Origin of the sequence: Solidesulfovibrio sp. DCME (genome assembly GCF_049995385.1) — a bacterium.
Lineage (GTDB): Bacteria > Desulfobacterota > Desulfovibrionia > Desulfovibrionales > Desulfovibrionaceae > Solidesulfovibrio.
Genome location: NZ_CP188261.1, coordinates 4318892 through 4334883, shown reverse-complemented (window position 1 = coordinate 4334883; position 15992 = coordinate 4318892). Strand labels below are relative to the sequence as shown.

16 protein-coding genes are annotated in these 15992 nt (G+C 67.9%); 10 read left to right on the top strand and 6 right to left on the bottom strand.

The features are described 5' to 3' along the window. Window positions 1-13: 13 nt before the first annotated feature. The 4 genes from ACP59X_RS19190 to ACP59X_RS19175 all read right to left on the bottom strand — a co-directional run bounded on the left by ACP59X_RS19190 (window position 14) and on the right by ACP59X_RS19175 (window position 5711). A complete protein-coding gene (locus ACP59X_RS19190; RefSeq protein WP_428561552.1) occupies window positions 14-835 on the bottom strand; it encodes a substrate-binding periplasmic protein in 822 nt (273 codons plus the stop codon). Window positions 836-926: 91 nt separating this feature from the next. Further along, a complete protein-coding gene (locus ACP59X_RS19185) occupies window positions 927-2126 on the bottom strand; it encodes an iron-containing alcohol dehydrogenase (protein WP_428561550.1) in 1200 nt (399 codons plus the stop codon). 387 nt (window positions 2127-2513) lie between these two features. Next, window positions 2514-3731: a bifunctional nucleoside/nucleotide kinase/histidine phosphatase family protein gene (locus tag ACP59X_RS19180; RefSeq protein WP_428561547.1), complete on the bottom strand. Its 1218-nt coding sequence runs from the start codon at window positions 3729-3731 to the stop codon at window positions 2514-2516. Continuing rightward, window positions 3732-5711 (bottom strand): peptidase U32 family protein, encoded by a 1980-nt coding sequence (locus ACP59X_RS19175; RefSeq protein WP_428561545.1) that lies wholly within the window; start codon window positions 5709-5711, stop codon window positions 3732-3734. It abuts the gene before it with no gap. Between the two features lie 445 nt (window positions 5712-6156). Here ACP59X_RS19175 and ACP59X_RS19170 point away from each other — a divergent pair, with 445 nt between their 5' ends. Then, window positions 6157-7026, top strand: a complete 870-nt coding sequence (locus ACP59X_RS19170; protein WP_428561543.1) for a sensor domain-containing diguanylate cyclase — start codon at window positions 6157-6159, stop codon at window positions 7024-7026. A gap of 54 nt (window positions 7027-7080) precedes the next feature. Here ACP59X_RS19170 and ACP59X_RS19165 read toward each other — a convergent pair whose 3' ends face one another. Further along, window positions 7081-7692: a flavodoxin family protein gene (locus ACP59X_RS19165; protein WP_428561540.1), complete on the bottom strand. Its 612-nt coding sequence runs from the start codon at window positions 7690-7692 to the stop codon at window positions 7081-7083. A 55-nt stretch (window positions 7693-7747) separates the two neighbouring features. Beyond that, window positions 7748-8314, bottom strand: a complete 567-nt coding sequence (locus tag ACP59X_RS19160) for a TetR/AcrR family transcriptional regulator (RefSeq protein ID WP_428561537.1) — start codon at window positions 8312-8314, stop codon at window positions 7748-7750. A gap of 151 nt (window positions 8315-8465) precedes the next feature. Here ACP59X_RS19160 and ACP59X_RS19155 point away from each other — a divergent pair, with 151 nt between their 5' ends. The 9 genes from ACP59X_RS19155 to ACP59X_RS19115 all read left to right on the top strand — a co-directional run bounded on the left by ACP59X_RS19155 (window position 8466) and on the right by ACP59X_RS19115 (window position 15874). Then, window positions 8466-9653, top strand: a complete 1188-nt coding sequence (locus tag ACP59X_RS19155; protein ID WP_428561533.1) for a pyridoxal phosphate-dependent aminotransferase — start codon at window positions 8466-8468, stop codon at window positions 9651-9653. 150 nt (window positions 9654-9803) lie between these two features. Next, a complete protein-coding gene (locus tag ACP59X_RS19150; protein WP_428561531.1) occupies window positions 9804-10100 on the top strand; it encodes an RNA recognition motif domain-containing protein in 297 nt (98 codons plus the stop codon). 161 nt (window positions 10101-10261) lie between these two features. Next, complete coding sequence (gene ffh, locus ACP59X_RS19145; RefSeq protein WP_428561528.1) at window positions 10262-11797, top strand: signal recognition particle protein; 1536 nt, start codon at window positions 10262-10264, stop codon at window positions 11795-11797. 61 nt (window positions 11798-11858) lie between these two features. Then, window positions 11859-12098 carry a 30S ribosomal protein S16 gene (rpsP, locus tag ACP59X_RS19140; RefSeq protein WP_029457454.1) on the top strand — a complete coding sequence of 80 codons (240 nt, stop codon included), beginning with the start codon at window positions 11859-11861 and terminating at the stop codon, window positions 12096-12098. A 146-nt stretch (window positions 12099-12244) separates the two neighbouring features. After that, window positions 12245-12478, top strand: coding sequence for a KH domain-containing protein (locus tag ACP59X_RS19135; RefSeq protein ID WP_342464714.1), 234 nt, complete (start codon window positions 12245-12247; stop codon window positions 12476-12478). Between the two features lie 46 nt (window positions 12479-12524). Continuing rightward, window positions 12525-13076, top strand: coding sequence for a ribosome maturation factor RimM (gene rimM / locus ACP59X_RS19130; protein WP_428561524.1), 552 nt, complete (start codon window positions 12525-12527; stop codon window positions 13074-13076). Window positions 13077-13429: 353 nt separating this feature from the next. Further along, a complete protein-coding gene (gene trmD / locus ACP59X_RS19125) occupies window positions 13430-14707 on the top strand; it encodes a tRNA (guanosine(37)-N1)-methyltransferase TrmD (protein WP_428561521.1) in 1278 nt (425 codons plus the stop codon). Window positions 14708-14785: 78 nt separating this feature from the next. Then, the gene (gene rplS, locus ACP59X_RS19120; RefSeq protein ID WP_428561519.1) at window positions 14786-15139 is read left to right on the top strand and encodes a 50S ribosomal protein L19; all 354 of its coding nucleotides are present in this window, start codon (window positions 14786-14788) and stop codon (window positions 15137-15139) included. Window positions 15140-15238: 99 nt separating this feature from the next. Then, window positions 15239-15874 (top strand): ribonuclease HII, encoded by a 636-nt coding sequence (locus ACP59X_RS19115; RefSeq protein ID WP_428561516.1) that lies wholly within the window; start codon window positions 15239-15241, stop codon window positions 15872-15874. Window positions 15875-15992: the final 118 nt, after the last annotated feature.

Here is a 15992-nt window from a genome sequence, read left to right as displayed (position 1 = left end):
GGTTCCGGGGGCGCTACTTCGGGGTCTCGGCGACGTGCTCCTGGTAGCGCCGCAGGGAGGAGTGCAGCAGGGCTTCGGGAACGCCCTGCGCGTCGAGTTGCGCCAGCGCGCGGCTGATCCGGTCGAGCAGGGCCAGGCACGGCGAACGCTTGCTCATGGCGAAATGGATGTCCTGGTTGGAGATGGGCGGTTCGAGGGCGACGATGGCCTGGGCAAGGGGGTGCCTGGCCAGGTAGGCCTGGCCCACGTAGAGGCTGGTGACGCAGTAGTCGATGCGCCCGGCGGCGAGTTTGCGGAAGTTTTCCTCCATGCTCGGGGCCTGCTCGACCCGGAGATTGGCGCGCAGGTATTCGTCGAAGCCGCCGCCGAAGGTGTCGCCGAGGCTGACCCCGCCCAGGCGGCCGCGCAGGTCGTCCCAGCCGTGGTAGGGAAAGGCCCTGTCCTTGCGCACGAAGGCCACGATGGGGTTGGGAAAGGCCCGGTGGTTGGTGAAGTCGAGGTACTGCTCCCGTTCGGGCGTGATGCGCAGGCTGACCAGGAGGTCGATCTCGCCCTGCCCGGCCAGGTACAGGGCCCGTTTCCAGGGCAGGACCAGGGGCTTGAGGGTGACGCCCTCGGGTACGACCCGCGTAAGCAGTTCGATGCTGGCCCCGTCGAAGGCGGCGTCGCTGACGGCCCAGTCGTACGGGGGATAGTGCGGATTGGTCGAGTAGACGATGGCCTGGCAGGTGTTCCCGTTGGGGCCGCCGGCAAGGGAGGGGTCGGCGCCCCGAAGCGCCGCCGGGAAAAGGGCGGCAACAAGCCAGCAACAGCCCAGCAGGGCGAGTCTTTTCATGTACCGGAAGCATACCACACAAGCAGGGCCGATAGCCAGCCCCCCGTGGCCGGGCGGAACCGGGCCACGGGGGGCTGGCATGGGCCAGGGCTCACAGGGAATTGCGGAAGATGCGGGCCACCACCTCCTCGGTGACCGGGATGGGGGCCAGGGGGAAGAGCATCTTGGACAGCGACGAGGCCAGGGCCGTCTTGGTCAGGGCCGGGATGTCGGCCTCGGTGTAGTAGCCGGCCATGGAGGTGGACTGCCCGACGCCATGGCACCACTGGCGCAGCTTGGCCACCACGAAGTCCGTCTCGCTGGGCACGCCCTTAAGCCCCGGGATGATGGGCTCAAACAGGGCGGCCACCACCTCGGGCACGGCCGGGTAGATCTCCTGGACCATGGCCGGCATGAGGATGCCCAGGCCGTCGCCGTGGGTGACGGCGGCATTGAGGGTGCTCATGGCATGCTCCATGGCGTGGGTGATGTGCAAAAACCCCAGGTCGAAGCTGATGCCGGCGATGGCCGAGGCGTACATGAGCCAATAGCGGGCGGTGAGGTTGCCCGGCTCCACCACGGCCGTGGGCAGGTAGGTGGCGACCAGGCGGATGGCGTCGCGGGCCAGGCCAATGGAGTAGGGCGTGGTGGTGATGGTGGTTGCCGCCTCCAGGGCGTGGTTGACCGCGTCGATGGAGGTGGAAATCGTCTGTTTGGTCGGCATGGTGGCCGTGAGCTGCGGGTCCTCGATGGTGTAGGTGGCGTAGATGTGGGGCGAATTGATGGCCGGCTTGTCCTCGCCGTCGGACTGGGCCACGGCGAAGGCGTCGCATTCCGAGCCCGTGCCGTGGGAGGTGTTGATGAGCACGAGCGGCACGGCGCCGTCGATGGGGGCGCCTTTTTCGTAGAAATCCACGGATGTCTTGCCGGGATGCTGCATGAGCACGGCGGCCGTCTTGGCCGTGTCCATGGCGCTGCCGCCGCCGATGGCGAGGATGGCCTTGGCCCCGAAGTCCGTGCCCAGGGCGGCGGCTTCCTCGCAGTTGGCGTAGGTGGGGTTGGGGCGGACCTTGTCGTAGTGTTTCCAGGCCACGCGGGCGTCGAGGGCGGGCTTGACGGTGTCCCAGGCGCCGCTGGCCTTGTAGGCGATGGCGTCGGTGACCACGAGGACCTTGTCCAGGCCCTTGCCGGCCAGGGCGGCCAGGATGTCGCCGACCTTGGCCACGGCGCCCACGCCGAAGTAGGTGGTGGGGCGGGTGGGTTGCAGGACGAACACTTTGCGGATGTCGATCTTCTTTTCCCAGTCAGCCATGTCGTTCCTCCTTGTGTAGCGTTGTTACACAGTTCGATGACGCGCCAGAACCTCAAATGCGAAAAGAAGCGCGAAACCGCGCTGTTGGTATCTGTATCGTTGCAGTATGCATTATGAGTTTGGGAAAGTGTAGCACGACAACAGGGAAAGACAAGGGACATTTTGTCCCCTGGCGACAAAACGCAGGCGGCCCGAGCGCAGAACTTGCCCGGGAATGGGGCGCCAGGCCGGGGAGAGGACCCCGGCGGGGCGGCGCGGCCACGGTCGGACGGAGAGCTTGCCCAGGGAAGGGCACCAGGGCCGGGGAGAGTAGCCCGGGCGGGTAATGCGGCCCCGGCTGGGCGGGTGTTCCGGTTGGCCCAACGGGGCGGCCGGCGCCCGCCGGCCTCAGTACTTGCGCAGCTCGAAGAGCTTTTTCGTCTGCGTCGAGACGATGTGGAAGTACTTGTCCTGGGGGATGAAGATGTAGGGCACGTCCTCGGCCCGGCGGAACAGGAAGTCCGAGAGGATCATGCGGTTGACCGCCTGGTGGCCGATGATCATGATGTGCTCGGAGTTGCCGCTTAAGTAGATGGCCTTCTTGATGCCCCGGTAGACCCGGCCGGCCATGGTGGCGTAGCCCTCGCCGCCGGGATAGACGAAGTTGTATTTGTTGCGGGCCCGGGCGGCGAACAGTTCCGGCATGTCCCGCTCGATCTCGGCATAGGACATGCCCTCGCAGGCACCCACGCCGATCTCGTCGAATTCCGGAAAGGCGTGATGGATGGTCTGGCCCTTGCGCGTCTCCAGAAGCGGCTCGGCCATCTCCAGGGTGCGCCGCAGGGTGCTGGTGAAGATGTAGGGCAGGGGCGTGCCGATGAAATGGCGCGACAAGGCCCAGGCCTGGCCTCGGCCCTTGTCCGTGAGGCCCGAATCCCCGCCGACCCGGTCCTTGACGTTGTATTCGCTCTGGGCGTGGCGCACGAGAAAGAGGTTTTTTATCCAGTCGGACATGAGCAGGTCGCGGATGCGGCCGTAGTAGGGCAGTTCGGCCGGGACGCGCTCGGCGATGATGCGGTTGTTGAGGGTATCGAGGCGCACGAGGTCGCGCACCTCGACCGGCGGCTCGTAGATGTGGCGGTAGTAGCCGATGCGGGTCACGAAGCTGGCCTTGGCCTCGGCTTCGCTTACGTGGGCGAATTCGGGCAGCCGGGTCTTGCGGGCCACGGACAGGGCCAGCAGTTCCGGGTCGTCGTTGATGCATTCGACGAAAAGCACCGGATGGTTGGGCAACTGGTCGCACAGGGTCTGGCGGCGCTTTCGGGAGACGTTGGTGGCGTCGAGGATGGCGATGTCGCCGCCGGTGGAGAGGTAGGCCTTGGCCTCGGCGATGTTGACGGCGGCGATGCGCTCGCGAAGCGCCACCGCCTCGGCGTTGGCCGGGTCGTAGAAGCCGGCGTGGGAGGTGTTGCCCGGGACCATGCGCCGCCGCACGTCCCCGTTGTTGAAGATGCCGACCTTGATGTCGTCCTTTTCCAGGTTTTCCTTGATCTTGGCGGCGACCGTGGATTTGCCCATGGCCGGCAGGCCGACCATGGCGATGTAGAGCTTGCGCGGCCTGGCCATCTACAAGAGTCCCACTTCCCAGTTGAAATGGCTGGTGCGTTCCCTTCTGGCGACATCCTTGGGCAGCGGCTCGCGCAGGTCGGCGAAGACCACGTAACCGGCCTTTTCCAGGGCTTCGCGGTGCTTGTAGAGGTCCATCTCCCAGTTGGCGTAGAGCCAGTAGGTCTTGTCGTACTTGACGGCCCACAGCCCCTCTTCCTTGGGGCTCACCACCGGCAGGCAGGTCTTGACCTCGCCCGAGAGCACGCGCGACAGCCCCAGCGGCCAGGCGCCCTTGTACACGAGGCCAAGCGGCAGGGGCGAGAGCGCCGGCAGGGCGAGCAGGTCCTCGCCGGACAGCTCCGGCGTGACGAACGAACCGGCGAAGCCGAGCCGGGCCAGTTCGCCCAGGGCCAGCGGATTGGCGATGTTGCAGAAAGGCCCGGCCCAGAAATCGAGGCCCTTGGCGCCCTTGGGAAAAAGCCCGACCTGCCAGGGCGCGCCCAGAACGAAGCGCTTGCCGCCGCGCGAGACGATGGCGGCAACGAGGCTGACGAACTCGCTTTCCTCGTCCGGCCAGATCACCGGCGGCAGCCACCACCAGACCGTGGCCGCGCGCTGCAGGGGCAGGTTGTGGGCCCGCTTGGTGGAAACCCAGACGCCGAACGCCCCCTTCTCCTTGCGCATGTCCGGATGGCGCCAGACACTGAGGGAGAGCGGCTCGACCCGGCCGGCCTTGCGGGGCTTGGGCAGTTTGGGGGTGAATTCCACCGGCCCGGCCTCGCGTTCGGGCAGTTTGGCCAGGGCCTCTTCCAGGGGGCGGATCTTTTCCAGGAGCCCGGGTTCGCGGCGGTCGATGAGGTAGGCCGGCATGCCGGATTCCGGGCGCGGGCCGTCCTCGAAGGTGAGCGTCAAGCGGCCGCCCTTGGGCACGCTGCGGGTGACCTTGACGATGCGGTGGCCGGGCTCGTCCTCGGCGCCCAGGCGCACCAGGTCGCCGTGGGCCAGGGACACCCGGGTGGACAGGTTCCACTGGCCGGGCTTGACGCCGCGGGTGAGCTTGCCGGCCGGCATGCCCGAACCGGTGCGTTCCTTGGTGTCCACGGGGTTTTTGGGGCGCTGGGGCAGGAAGTTGTAGTTGGTGGTGGCCCGGCCCAGGGACTGTTCCAGGAAGCTCGCGGCCATCTTTTTGGCCGAGGCGTCGTCCGGGGCGTCGCGCAGGAGCCTGTAGGCGGCCACGGCGTGGTAGACGTAGTGGGGGCCTTTCTTGCGGCCCTCGATCTTCCAGGCCGTGATTTGCGGGATGGTGAGCAGGGCCTTGGTCAGGACGTCGAGGCTCAGGTCCTGGCAGGAGAAATAACGGCCCTTTTGGCCCCGGTGGTCGTAGAGGCGGCGGCAGGGCTGGACGCAGCGGCCGCGAAGGCCCGATTTGCCGCCAAGGAAGCTGCTCCAGTAGCAGCGGCCCGAGACGTTGTAGCACAGCGCCCCGTGAACGAAGGCCTCGAGGGACAGGCCCTCGGGCGCGGCCTCGGCCATCTCGCGCATCTCGTCCACGGATAGCTCGCGCGGCAGCACGGCCCGGGAAAAGGACATGCCCGGCAGCATGGCCAGGCCCGTGGGGCTCGACACGTTGGCCAGGGTGGACAGGTGCAGTTCGCCCTTGTAGCCGGCCTGGCGCGCGACCACGGCCATGCCGATGTCCTGGACGATGAGCGCCTGGGGGCCGACGTCGGCCACCAGCCGCTTGACCAGCCGGCCGGCCTTGTCGGCCTCGTCGGGCTTGAGCAGGGTGTTTATGGCCACGTAGGTGCGGGCGCCCCGGCCGCGGGCCAGTTCGGCCAGGCCGGCCAGCTCGGAGAGGGAGAAGTTGCGGGCCAGCATGCGGGCGGAAAAATGTTTGAGGCCGCAGTAGACGGCGTCGGCGCCGGCGGCCAGGGCGGCCAGAAAGGAATAGGGATCCCCCGCGGGGGCCAGGATTTCAGGCTTTTTCGCCTCGGTCATAGGGATACTCGTTTGCAGGGATTGTCGGCGGGAGATGCCGCGAGACAGGCATGATAGGCGAATATCACCAGGAGGGGAATCGTTTTTTTGGACACCCCCGGGGAGGGGCGCCTGGGGCATGGGGTTTGGGCGGCGGTTGCCCACCGTTCGCGGCCGGGGCTGCTGCGGCCCTGGGCGACGTGAACCGGCCGGGCCAGGGGATCGTCGGCGCGACAGGGGCTTACGGATGCCCTTTCGTCCGCTTCGATCCTTTGCTATACGAGGAAAAGGCCGGGAATCGCCTTGGGGCGCGCCGCTCGCTTGGGGGGGCGCCGGGGGATGGGCAAGGGAAGTTTTCCGGGGTTGGCGGCGGGTGAGGTGCCGTATGTCGTCGCATCACATGGCGGAGAGCCAGGCCGGGGGCGCGTCAGGCCCCGCCTGTGCCTGGGATGGCTGGAGCGTCGGTTTGGCCAAGAGTATCCTGGCCGGGTTGCCCATGCCGTTTTTGCTGGTCGATGCCCAGGAGCGCGTGGTCAAAACGAACCAGGCCTGCCTGGACATGCTCGAAATCCGTTCCCCGGTGGCGTCCTGCTGCGGGAAGACCTTGGCCGAGGTGTTCTACAACGACCCGTCGCGGAAGACCTATGTCGGGCAGAGCATCAGGACGGGGGAGGTCTTTCGCGATATCGAGGTTCCCATCGTCAATCACGGGGCGGAGGAGCGCCATGTCCTGGCCAATGTCTTTCCGCTCTTCGACGCCGACGGCAGGTGCATCGGCGGCATGTGCATCTATGTGGATTCGACAAAGGATAAGCAGGCCAAGCGCAGGCTCAGGGAACTGGCCACCAGGGACAGCCTGACCGGGCTGTGCAACCGGCAGCACGCCCTGGAGCTGGCCGGGGCGCTGTTCGAGTCGGCCAGGCGCCGGGGCGCGGACTTCAGCGTCGTCATTTTCGACCTCGATCATTTCAAGGCCGTCAACGACACCAGGGGCCACGACGCCGGCGATGCGGTGCTTCGAAACATCGGCGAGGCGGCCCAGGCCCATTTTCGGTGCGAGGATGTCCTTGGCCGCATCGGCGGGGAGGAGTTTTTGGTGGCGATGCCGGACACGGCCGGCCGGGAAGCGGTGGACGCCATGGAACGGTTTCGCCATGCCGTCGCTTCCGTCCCGGTCCCTTACGAAGACGCCCCGGTGCGGGTCACGATCAGTTCCGGGGTCGCCCCCCTGACCCGGCACGACAAAACCTTCGAGGCCCTCCTGCGCAAGGCGGACACGGCCTTGTACCTGGCCAAAAGAGGCGGCCGCAACGCCGTCGTGGCCTGCCCCGGGTAGCCGGGCCCGCCTTCGCCGGCCGGCCGGCGGGCTCCCGCCGTTCCCGCCGCCTTCCTATTGCCCGCGAGCCAGGCCCGCCCCGAGCCGGTCGGCCAGCTTGCCGGCGAAGTCCCGGGCCTGCTGGGCCGATTCCGGGTCGCACGCCGCCTCGCCGGGCGGGAAATGGCAGAACGGAAACAGGCAGGATAAAAACGGCATGCCCATCCGCTCGGCCGGCACGCGCCACTGCTTGGCCAGGATGTCCAGGTTTTCCTCCTCCTCGCCGCCGCCCGTGGCGAAAAGGGCCAGGACCTTGCCCCGCAGCGGCGAGCGGATGACCTCGTCCTCGCCGAACTTGATGAGGCTAAACATCCGGTCCACCAGCATCTTCATCTGGGCCGGTGCGCTGAACCAATACACGGGCGTGGCCACGACCAGGGCGTCGTAGCCGGGCAGGCGGGAAACCGCCTCGGCCAGCCCGTCGGGCACGTGGCAGCCGAAGTCCGGGCTTTGCTGGCACTTGAAGCAGGCGATGCAGCCCGGATGGGCGTAGTCGAGCCGGGGGACGTCGATGGTGTCCGAGGCGATGCCCCGCCGGGCCAACTCCTCCATGACGAGGCCGGCCAGGGCGCGGGTGTTGCCGTTTTTGCGCGGGCTTCCGTGCAGGAAGACGACACGTTGCGACATGGGGTACTCCAGGCATGTTTCCCCGCCGCCGGGCGGACGGGGGGCGGGCGGCCCCTTACAGGGTGTCCGCCAGGTCCAACAGCCGGGCCACCACGGCCCGGCGGTCCTCCGGCAAGCATCCCGCCTGTTCCGTGGCCATCTCCAGCCACATGCCGTCCGCCGCGTAGCGGATCAGCCGGCCGGCCACGTCGGCCGGGTCCTCGCCGTAGGCCGAAAACTGCCGGGCCAGCCAGCCCTCCCACAGGCCGGTGATGGCCGGGTCGTGGCACAGGGCCAGGGCGCAGGCGCCCAGGAGCTTGCCGTCGAAGGCGCCGAAGCAGGGGGTCAGGATGGCCGCGACATAGGCCCGGGTGAACCGGCGGCGGGACGTGGGAACGTGGTCGGCCGCGGCGGCCAGGCCGGCCTCGAAGGCGGCCAGCATCTCCAGGAACAGCCCCTCGATGAGGGCCTGCTTGCTGGGGAAGTGGTGGATGAGCCCCCCCTTGCTCAGGCCGGCCTCCCGGGCCACGAGGTCCAGGGTCAACCCGGCCAGGCCGCGGGCCACGACAATGCCGGCCGCGGCCGCGAGCAGCTGCGACCGGACCAGCTGGGGCTGCTTTTTCTTCCTGTGCGATGGGCACATGGCCGCTCAAGATACCAACCGGTCGGTTTTGTCAAGGCCTCGGCGGCCTGGCCGGCCTGGCGACGAGCCCATGCCGAACTCGTTACCATATTGCGTCGGGTCGGGTTTGGTGCCAAGGTCCCGCGACACACTTTTCGTGGGAGGGCGGGCCGTGAAGCTGGTCACCGAACAGATGGAACAGTATTTGTCGGGCGGGGCCTGGATTCGCAAGATTTTCGAACAGGGCCTGGAACTGAAGAAACAATACGGCGAGGAGGCGGTCTGCGACTTTTCGCTGGGCAATCCCGACCTGCCGCCGCCGCCCGTGGTGGGGCAGTGCCTGGCCGAGCTGTCCGGCCAGATGGATAAGCCCTTCGCCCTGGGCTACATGCCCAACCCCGGCTACCCCGAGGTCCGCGCCGCCCTGGCCGGGCACCTGACCAGGGAGCAGGGCGTACCCGTCGGCCCCGGCGACCTGCTTCTCACCTGCGGCGCGGCCGGCGGCATCAACGTCTTTTTCCGCACCGTGCTCAGCCCGGGCGACGTGGTCATGTGCCCCTCGCCCTATTTCGTGGAATACGCCTTCTACGCCGCCAACCACGGCGCGACGCTCACCCCGGTGCCGACCCGGCCCGGCGATTTCGACCTCGACGTGGCGGCCATGGAGGCGGCCATCACCGACCGGACCAGGGTGGTGATGATCAATTCGCCCAACAACCCCACCGGCCAGGTCTATAGCGAGGCGCGCCTGCGGGAGCTGGCGGACATGCTTGCGCGCAAAAGCGCCGGCCGGGAGCGCCCCATCTACCTGCTGGCCGACGAGCCCTACCGCTTCCTGGCCTACGACGGGGCGGCGGTGCCGTCGGTGTTGCCGCTGTACCCCTATTCCCTGGTCATCGGGTCGTTTTCCAAAAACCTGTCCCTGCCCGGCGAGCGGGTGGGCTATGTGGTGGTCTCGCCGGACATGCCCGGCCGGGAGCAACTCGTGGCCGGCATGGTCTTCGCCAACCGCATCATGGGCTTCGTCAACGCCCCGGCCGTGGGCCAGGCCTTGCTGCTGCGCGCCCTCGGCCAGGAAGTGGACCGCGAGGTCTACGCACGGCGGCGGGCGGCCATGGCCCGGGTGCTGACCAAGGCCGGCTATGAATTCTTCATGCCGCGCGGGGCCTTTTATTTCTTCCCCAAATCGCCCGACCCGGACGAGGTGGCCTTTGTGGCGCGCCTGGCGAAGGAGCGCGTGCTGGCCGTTCCCGGGCGCGGCTTCGGCCTGCCGGGCTATTTCCGGCTGGCGTTTTGCGTGGACGAGGCGGTCATCGACCGGTCGGAGCCGGGGTTTGCCCGGGCCATCGGTGAAAAATAGCGGTTGACAGATGCGGGCCGGGCGTTTAACTCCCGGCCATCCCATGCGGCTAAGTCTTTGCCTACCGTCCCCGAGGATCTTTGCGTTTGCCAAGCTCCCGTACGATTTGAAAAAGAATTAGCCGAAAATACAAGCCTGGAGCTTTTGCAAATGTCCAAGAAACTCTACGTCGGCAACCTGCCTTTCTCCACCAACGAAGACGAAATCCGCGACCTGTTCGCCGCTTACGGCGATGTGCAGTCGGTCAACCTGATCGTTGACCGCGAGACCGGCCGCCTGCGCGGCTTCGGTTTCGTCGAGATGGCCGACGGCGCCGACGCCGCCATGGAAGCCTTAAACGGCAAGGCCTTCGGCGGCCGCGACCTGCGCATCAACGAAGCCAACGAGCGTCAGCCCCGCACCGGCGGCGGCGGCGGCTACGGCGGCGCCCGTCGCAACAGCTGGTAGTCCCCGGACCACCGGCAACTTTCGATGCCCAAGCCCCGTCCCCAGCCGGACGGGGCTTTTTTTTCCGACAGCCCGCGACCGGGCCGGCCGTCTCCCTTGACGCCTGGACGGCGTGCGGTTATGAATTCAAACTTTGCCCTTTACCGAGGTGCGCCAGGACCATGTTCGACAACCTGACCGACAGACTTGAAGACGTCTTCCGCAAAATCCGGGGCCACGCCCGGCTGACCGAGGAGAACGTCCAGACCGCCTTGCGCGAGGTCCGCCTGGCCCTGCTCGAGGCCGACGTCAACTTCAAGGTCGTCAAGGACTTCATCGAACGCGTCCGCGAACGGGCCATGGGCCAGGACGTGCTCAAGAGCCTGACCCCGGGCCAGCAGGTCGTCAAAATCGTCCACGACGAGATGGTGGAACTGCTCGGTGGCCAGGCCCAGGAAATCGACCTGTCCGGCAGCCCGGCCGTCATCATGTTCGTCGGGTTGCAGGGTTCGGGCAAGACCACCTCCTGCGCCAAGCTGGCGCTGAAGCTGCGCCGCGAGCTCAAGCGCAAGCCCTACCTCGTGCCGGCCGACGTCTACCGCCCGGCGGCCATCGACCAGCTCCACAAGCTCGCCAGCCAGCTCGACATCGAGGCCTACCCCTCGACGCCGGACATGAACCCGGTGGACATCTGCGCCGCCGCCCTGGAAGAGGCCAGGCGCACCGGCCACGACGTGGTCCTGCTGGACACCGCCGGCCGGCTGCACATCGACGAAACCCTCATGGACGAGCTGGTCGCCATCAAGGAAAAGGCCGCGCCCGGCGAAATCCTGTTCGTGGCCGACGCCATGACCGGCCAGGACGCCGTGACCGTGGCCAGCGCCTTCGACGACCGCCTGGACCTCACGGGCATCGTGCTCACCAAGATGGACGGCGACGCCCGGGGCGGCGCGGCCCTTTCCGTACGCCAGGTCACGGGCAAGGCCATCAAGCTCGTGGGCACGGGCGAAAAGGTCTCGGACCTCGAAGTTTTCCATCCCGACCGGGCCGCCTCGCGCATCCTGGGCATGGGCGACATCCTCACGCTCATCGAGAAGGCCCAGGCCGACGTGGACGCCGACGAAGCGGCGGCCATGGAAAAGAAACTGCGCAAGGCCCAGTTCACCCTGGACGACTTCCGCACCCAGATGCGGCGCATCAAGAAGCTCGGCTCCATCGAGGGCCTGCTCAAGATGATCCCGGGCATGTCGCAAATCCGCAAACAGCTCGGCGAAGTGCAGATGCCGGAAAAGGAGATGGCCCGCGTCGAGGCCATCATCAATTCCATGACCAAGGCCGAGCGGGCCACGCCCAAGCTCATCAACGTCAGCCGCAAGGAACGTATCGCCAAGGGTTCGGGCACCACGGTGGTGGAAGTCGGCCAGCTGCTGAAAAATTTTTCGCAGATGCAAAAGATGATGCAGCGCATGATGGGCGGCAAGGGCATGCCGAGCATGCCCAAGGTGCCGCCCGGCATGAAGCTGCCCGGCGGGATGCCCGGCGGGATGCCGCAGATGCCCCCGGGCATGGGCGGGATGCCCGGCATGCCCGGCATGGGGGACATGCCCCCCGGTGGCGGCATGCCGCTCGACCCCGAAGCGGTCAAGGCCGCCCGGGTCGCGGCCAAGGCCGCCGCCAAGAAGAAAAAGGAACAACGGAAGAAACGGAAAAAGCGCTAGCCCACGCGAAAGCGCCGCTTCCACAACAACGATCACGCATCGCAATAAAGGGAGATACGTCATGGCCATGAAACTGCGTCTGACCCGCATGGGTTCCAAGAAGCGCCCGTTCTACCGCATCGTCGCCATGGACTCGGCCACCCGCCGCGACGGCCGGGCCCTGGAGTACCTCGGGCATTACAACCCCATGGTTGACCCGGCGGAAATAAAAGTGGATAGTGAAAAGGTGCGGTTCTGGCTTGAGCGCGGCGCCAAGCCGACGGATACCGTGCGCGCCCTGCTGCAGAAGGCTGGCGTCTAGCCCACCGGCCGAAACCGCTTTGGAAGGAGAGGTCCGGGCCGGTTGCCGCGACGTCGCCGCGTTCGTCCCCGGGTACGGCCCGGGGGCATCCGGAAACGGAGGCGGAAGTCCTTCGCTTGCTCTTACGGTTGCCTGAGGAGGTGCGTATGTTGAAGGACTTGATCGAGTACATGGCCAAATCCCTGGTGGACAACCCGGATCAGGTGCAGGTGTCGGAAATCGAGGGCGAACAGACCTCGGTCCTCGAACTGAAGGTGGCCAAGGAAGACCTCGGCAAGGTCATCGGCAAACAGGGCCGGACCGCCCGCGCCATGCGCACCATTCTCGGCGCGGCCTCCACCAAGGCCCGCAAGCGCTCGGTGCTGGAGATCCTCGAATAACCCGGCCGGCGCGCCCGGCCCGCGCCGCACCCACCCATCGCCTGCCATGGCCGAGGAAAAATACATCATCGTGGGCCACGTGGCACGTGCCCACGGCATACGGGGGGAAGTCTGCGTCGACAGCCACGCCGACTCCCCCTCCTATTTCGAACGCGGCGCCGTGGTGCGCCTGTGCCCCCCCGGCGCGCCCGGGCGCGGCCGCGACTACGCCGTGCGCGCCGCCCGCGTCCACAAGGAACGCCTGCTCGTCACCCTCGACGGCGTGCCCGACCGCAACGCCGCCGAAACCCTGCGCGGCCTGTCCGTCTGCGTCCCGGCCTCGAAACTGGCCCCGCCCGATCCCGACGAGGTCTTCCTCCACGAACTGCTGGGCCTTCGCGTGCGCCTGGCCACCGCCGCGCCGGCCGACCCCGACCTCGGCGTCCTCGAGGACGTGCGCGACTCCGGCGGCGCCGAACTGTGGGTCATCCGGGATAGGCAGGGGCGCGAGATCCTGTTCCCGGCCGCCGACGAACTGGTGCCGGCAATCGACCTGGAGGCGCGGGTGGTCGTCATCGACCCGCCGCCGGGGCTGCTGGAGCTGTACCAGGGCGAGTAGGGGGGAGAGGAAGAGGAAGAGGCCTCCGGCGGCCAGGAGGGGATGATCCCCTCCTGGACCTCCCCGATAGGGCGAGTGGGGGATGCGGCGGGAACGTCGGACGGCGAGACGTCGGTCGTGGTGGCCGCGCAATCGGCCCGGCCGATGCAGGCCGCAAAGCCGGCCAGCTCGGCCGGGCCGATTGCGCGGCCACGGGCGCCAGCGGCGAAGCGCCGCATTTCAAGAATGTTTTGATAAGGAAGCTGCGACATTTTTTCGCATATCTTCCTGGAACCCTTTGTGGGGGGCGCCGCCCCCCATCAAGGGGGTCCGGGGGGGATTATCCCCCCCGGCCGCCGGAGGCATCTTCATCCGTGCTTTTCAATATCCTGACCATCTTCCCGGAATTTTTCGATTCCTTCCTGTCCTGCGGGCTGATGGCCAAGGCGGTGGAAGCCGGCGTGGTGACGGTCGCGCGGGTCAATCCGAGGGATTTTGCCCAGGATAAGCACCATACCGTGGACGACCGGCCGTATGGCGGCGGGCCGGGCATGGTCATGGGATTGCCGACCTTGGTGGCGGCGTTGCGGGGCCTCAAGCGGCCGGGCAAGCTGCTCATGCTGTCGCCGGCCGGCCGGCCGCTGACGCAACGGCTGGCCGGGGAACTGGCCGGGCAGGAGGCGGTCACGCTTCTGTGCGGCCGCTACGAGGGCATCGACGCCCGCCTTTTCGACCTCTTCGACATCGAGCCCGTATCCGTGGGCGATTTCGTGCTCTCGGGCGGCGAATCAGCCGCCTGCTGCCTGATGGAGGCCGTGGCCAGGCTCGTGCCCGGGTTCATGGGCAAGGACGCCTCGGCCGAGGAGGAGAGCTTCGCTTCGGGGCTGCTCGAGTACCCGCATTACACCCGGCCGGAGGTGTTCGAGGGCCTGGCCGTACCGGCGGAACTGCTTTCCGGCCATCACGCGGCCATTGCCGCCTGGCGGCGCAAGCGCTCCCTGGAGACGACCCTGGCCCGCCGTCCGGACCTGTTCGACGCAACCCCCCTTTCCAACGACGATATTCAGCATTTGCGAGGTGTTGCCCGGGTGCGGCCGGGGCGCAACATGCATATCGGCCTGGTGCACGGGCCGGTGATGCTCAAGGACGGGAAAGTCGGGACGGTGTCTTTGACAAACCTCGACGTTCACGATATAGCGCGCGTTTCCCGTACCTATGGGCTGGGCGGCTTCGAGGTGGTGACCCCGCTTCGCGACCAGCTGGCCCTGGCGGCGCGGATCGTGGACCATTGGCGGGAAGGGCCGGGACTGGCGGCCAACCCCGACCGGGCCGAGGCCTTGTCCCTGGTGCGGCTGCACGAGGGGCTGGACGCGGCCCTGGCGGCGGTTGCGGCCGATCACGGCCGTCCGGCCGCCCTGGTGGCCACGAGCGCCCGGGGGCCGGCCAGCCTGTCGTTCGCGGCGGCGCGCGCGTTGCTCGCTTCCCGGCCGGCGCTGGTGGTCCTCGGCACGGGCCACGGGCTGGCCGACGAGGTGCTGGCCCGGGCCGACGGGATATTGCCGCCGCTGCGGCCGTTTTCGGACTACAATCATTTATCGGTGCGGGCCGCGGCCGGCATCCTCACCGACAGGCTGCTCGGGGACGCCCGGTAGGGCGCCCGGCGGCGACAACGACATTCCAAGGCTTTCGGCGGCCAAGCGCCCGGGGCCTTTACCCGAGGAGAAAGTGTCATGAACGTGATCGAGCAGCTTGAGCGGGAGCAGATGCGCCTGGACATGCCGGCTTTCCGCCCCGGCGACACCATCAAGGTGCACCTGCGCATCATCGAGGGCGAAAAAGAGCGTATCCAGGTCTTCCAGGGCGCGGTCCTGCGCCTGCGCAAGGGTGGCGTCAACTCCACCTTCACCGTGCGCAAGGTGTCCGACGGCGTGGGCGTGGAGCGCGTGTTCCCCATGCATTCGCCGTTCATCGAGCGGGTGGAAGTGGTGTCCCAGGGCAAGGTGCGCCGCAGCCGCCTGTACTACCTGCGTTCGCTTCGCGGCAAGGCCGCCCGCATCAAGACCAAGACGTCCTGGGAATCCTAGGCCCCGGCGTTTCGCCGTGGACCGTCCGGGAATCCTTTTTCAGGCCGCCGCCTGTCCGTTGCCGGTTGCCCGGCCGGACAGGCGCGGCCGTCTTTTGCCATGCCCGTTGCCCCGCCTGACGCCGGCGGCCTGACCGCCGGGGTGGACGAGGCCGGGCGCGGCTGCCTGGCCGGGCCGGTCGTCGCCGCGGCCGTCATTCTGCCCGCCGCCTACGACCTGCCGTACCTGGCCGATTCCAAGAAGCTTTCCGCCGCCCGGCGCGAGGCCCTGGCCCCGGCCATCAAGGCCCAAGCCCTGGCCTGGGGCGTGGGCATGGCCTGGCCGGCGGACATCGACCGGATCAACATCCTGCAGGCCACCTTCCTGGCCATGTCCCGGGCCGTGCGGGCCATGGGGCGAGCCGTGACGCTCCTGCGCATCGACGGCAACAAGTGCATCCCCGTGGGCTATCTCTCCCGGCTCCCGGCCCTGCCCGGCCAGGAGGCGGTAATCGGCGGCGACGCCAGCGTGCCGGCCATTTCCGCCGCCTCGATCCTGGCCAAGACCAGCCGCGACCGCTTGATGACGGTTTTCGACCGCCAGTTCCCGGGCTACGGCTTCGCCGGCCACAAGGGCTACGGCGCGGCGGCCCATCTGGCCGCCCTGCGGCGCCTGGGGCCGTGCCGCATCCACCGCCTGACCTTCCGGGGCGTCCTGCCCGAAAAACAGCGCCAACTCGGCCTGCCCGGCCTCTAGACGCCATGGCGCATCCTGTTGGCCACCGCCTTTCATCCGTTCCCCTGTCCCCCCTTCCGGGGGGCCCGGGGGGGATGATCCCCCCCGGTGGGGAGGTCCAGGAGGGGCGACGCCCCTC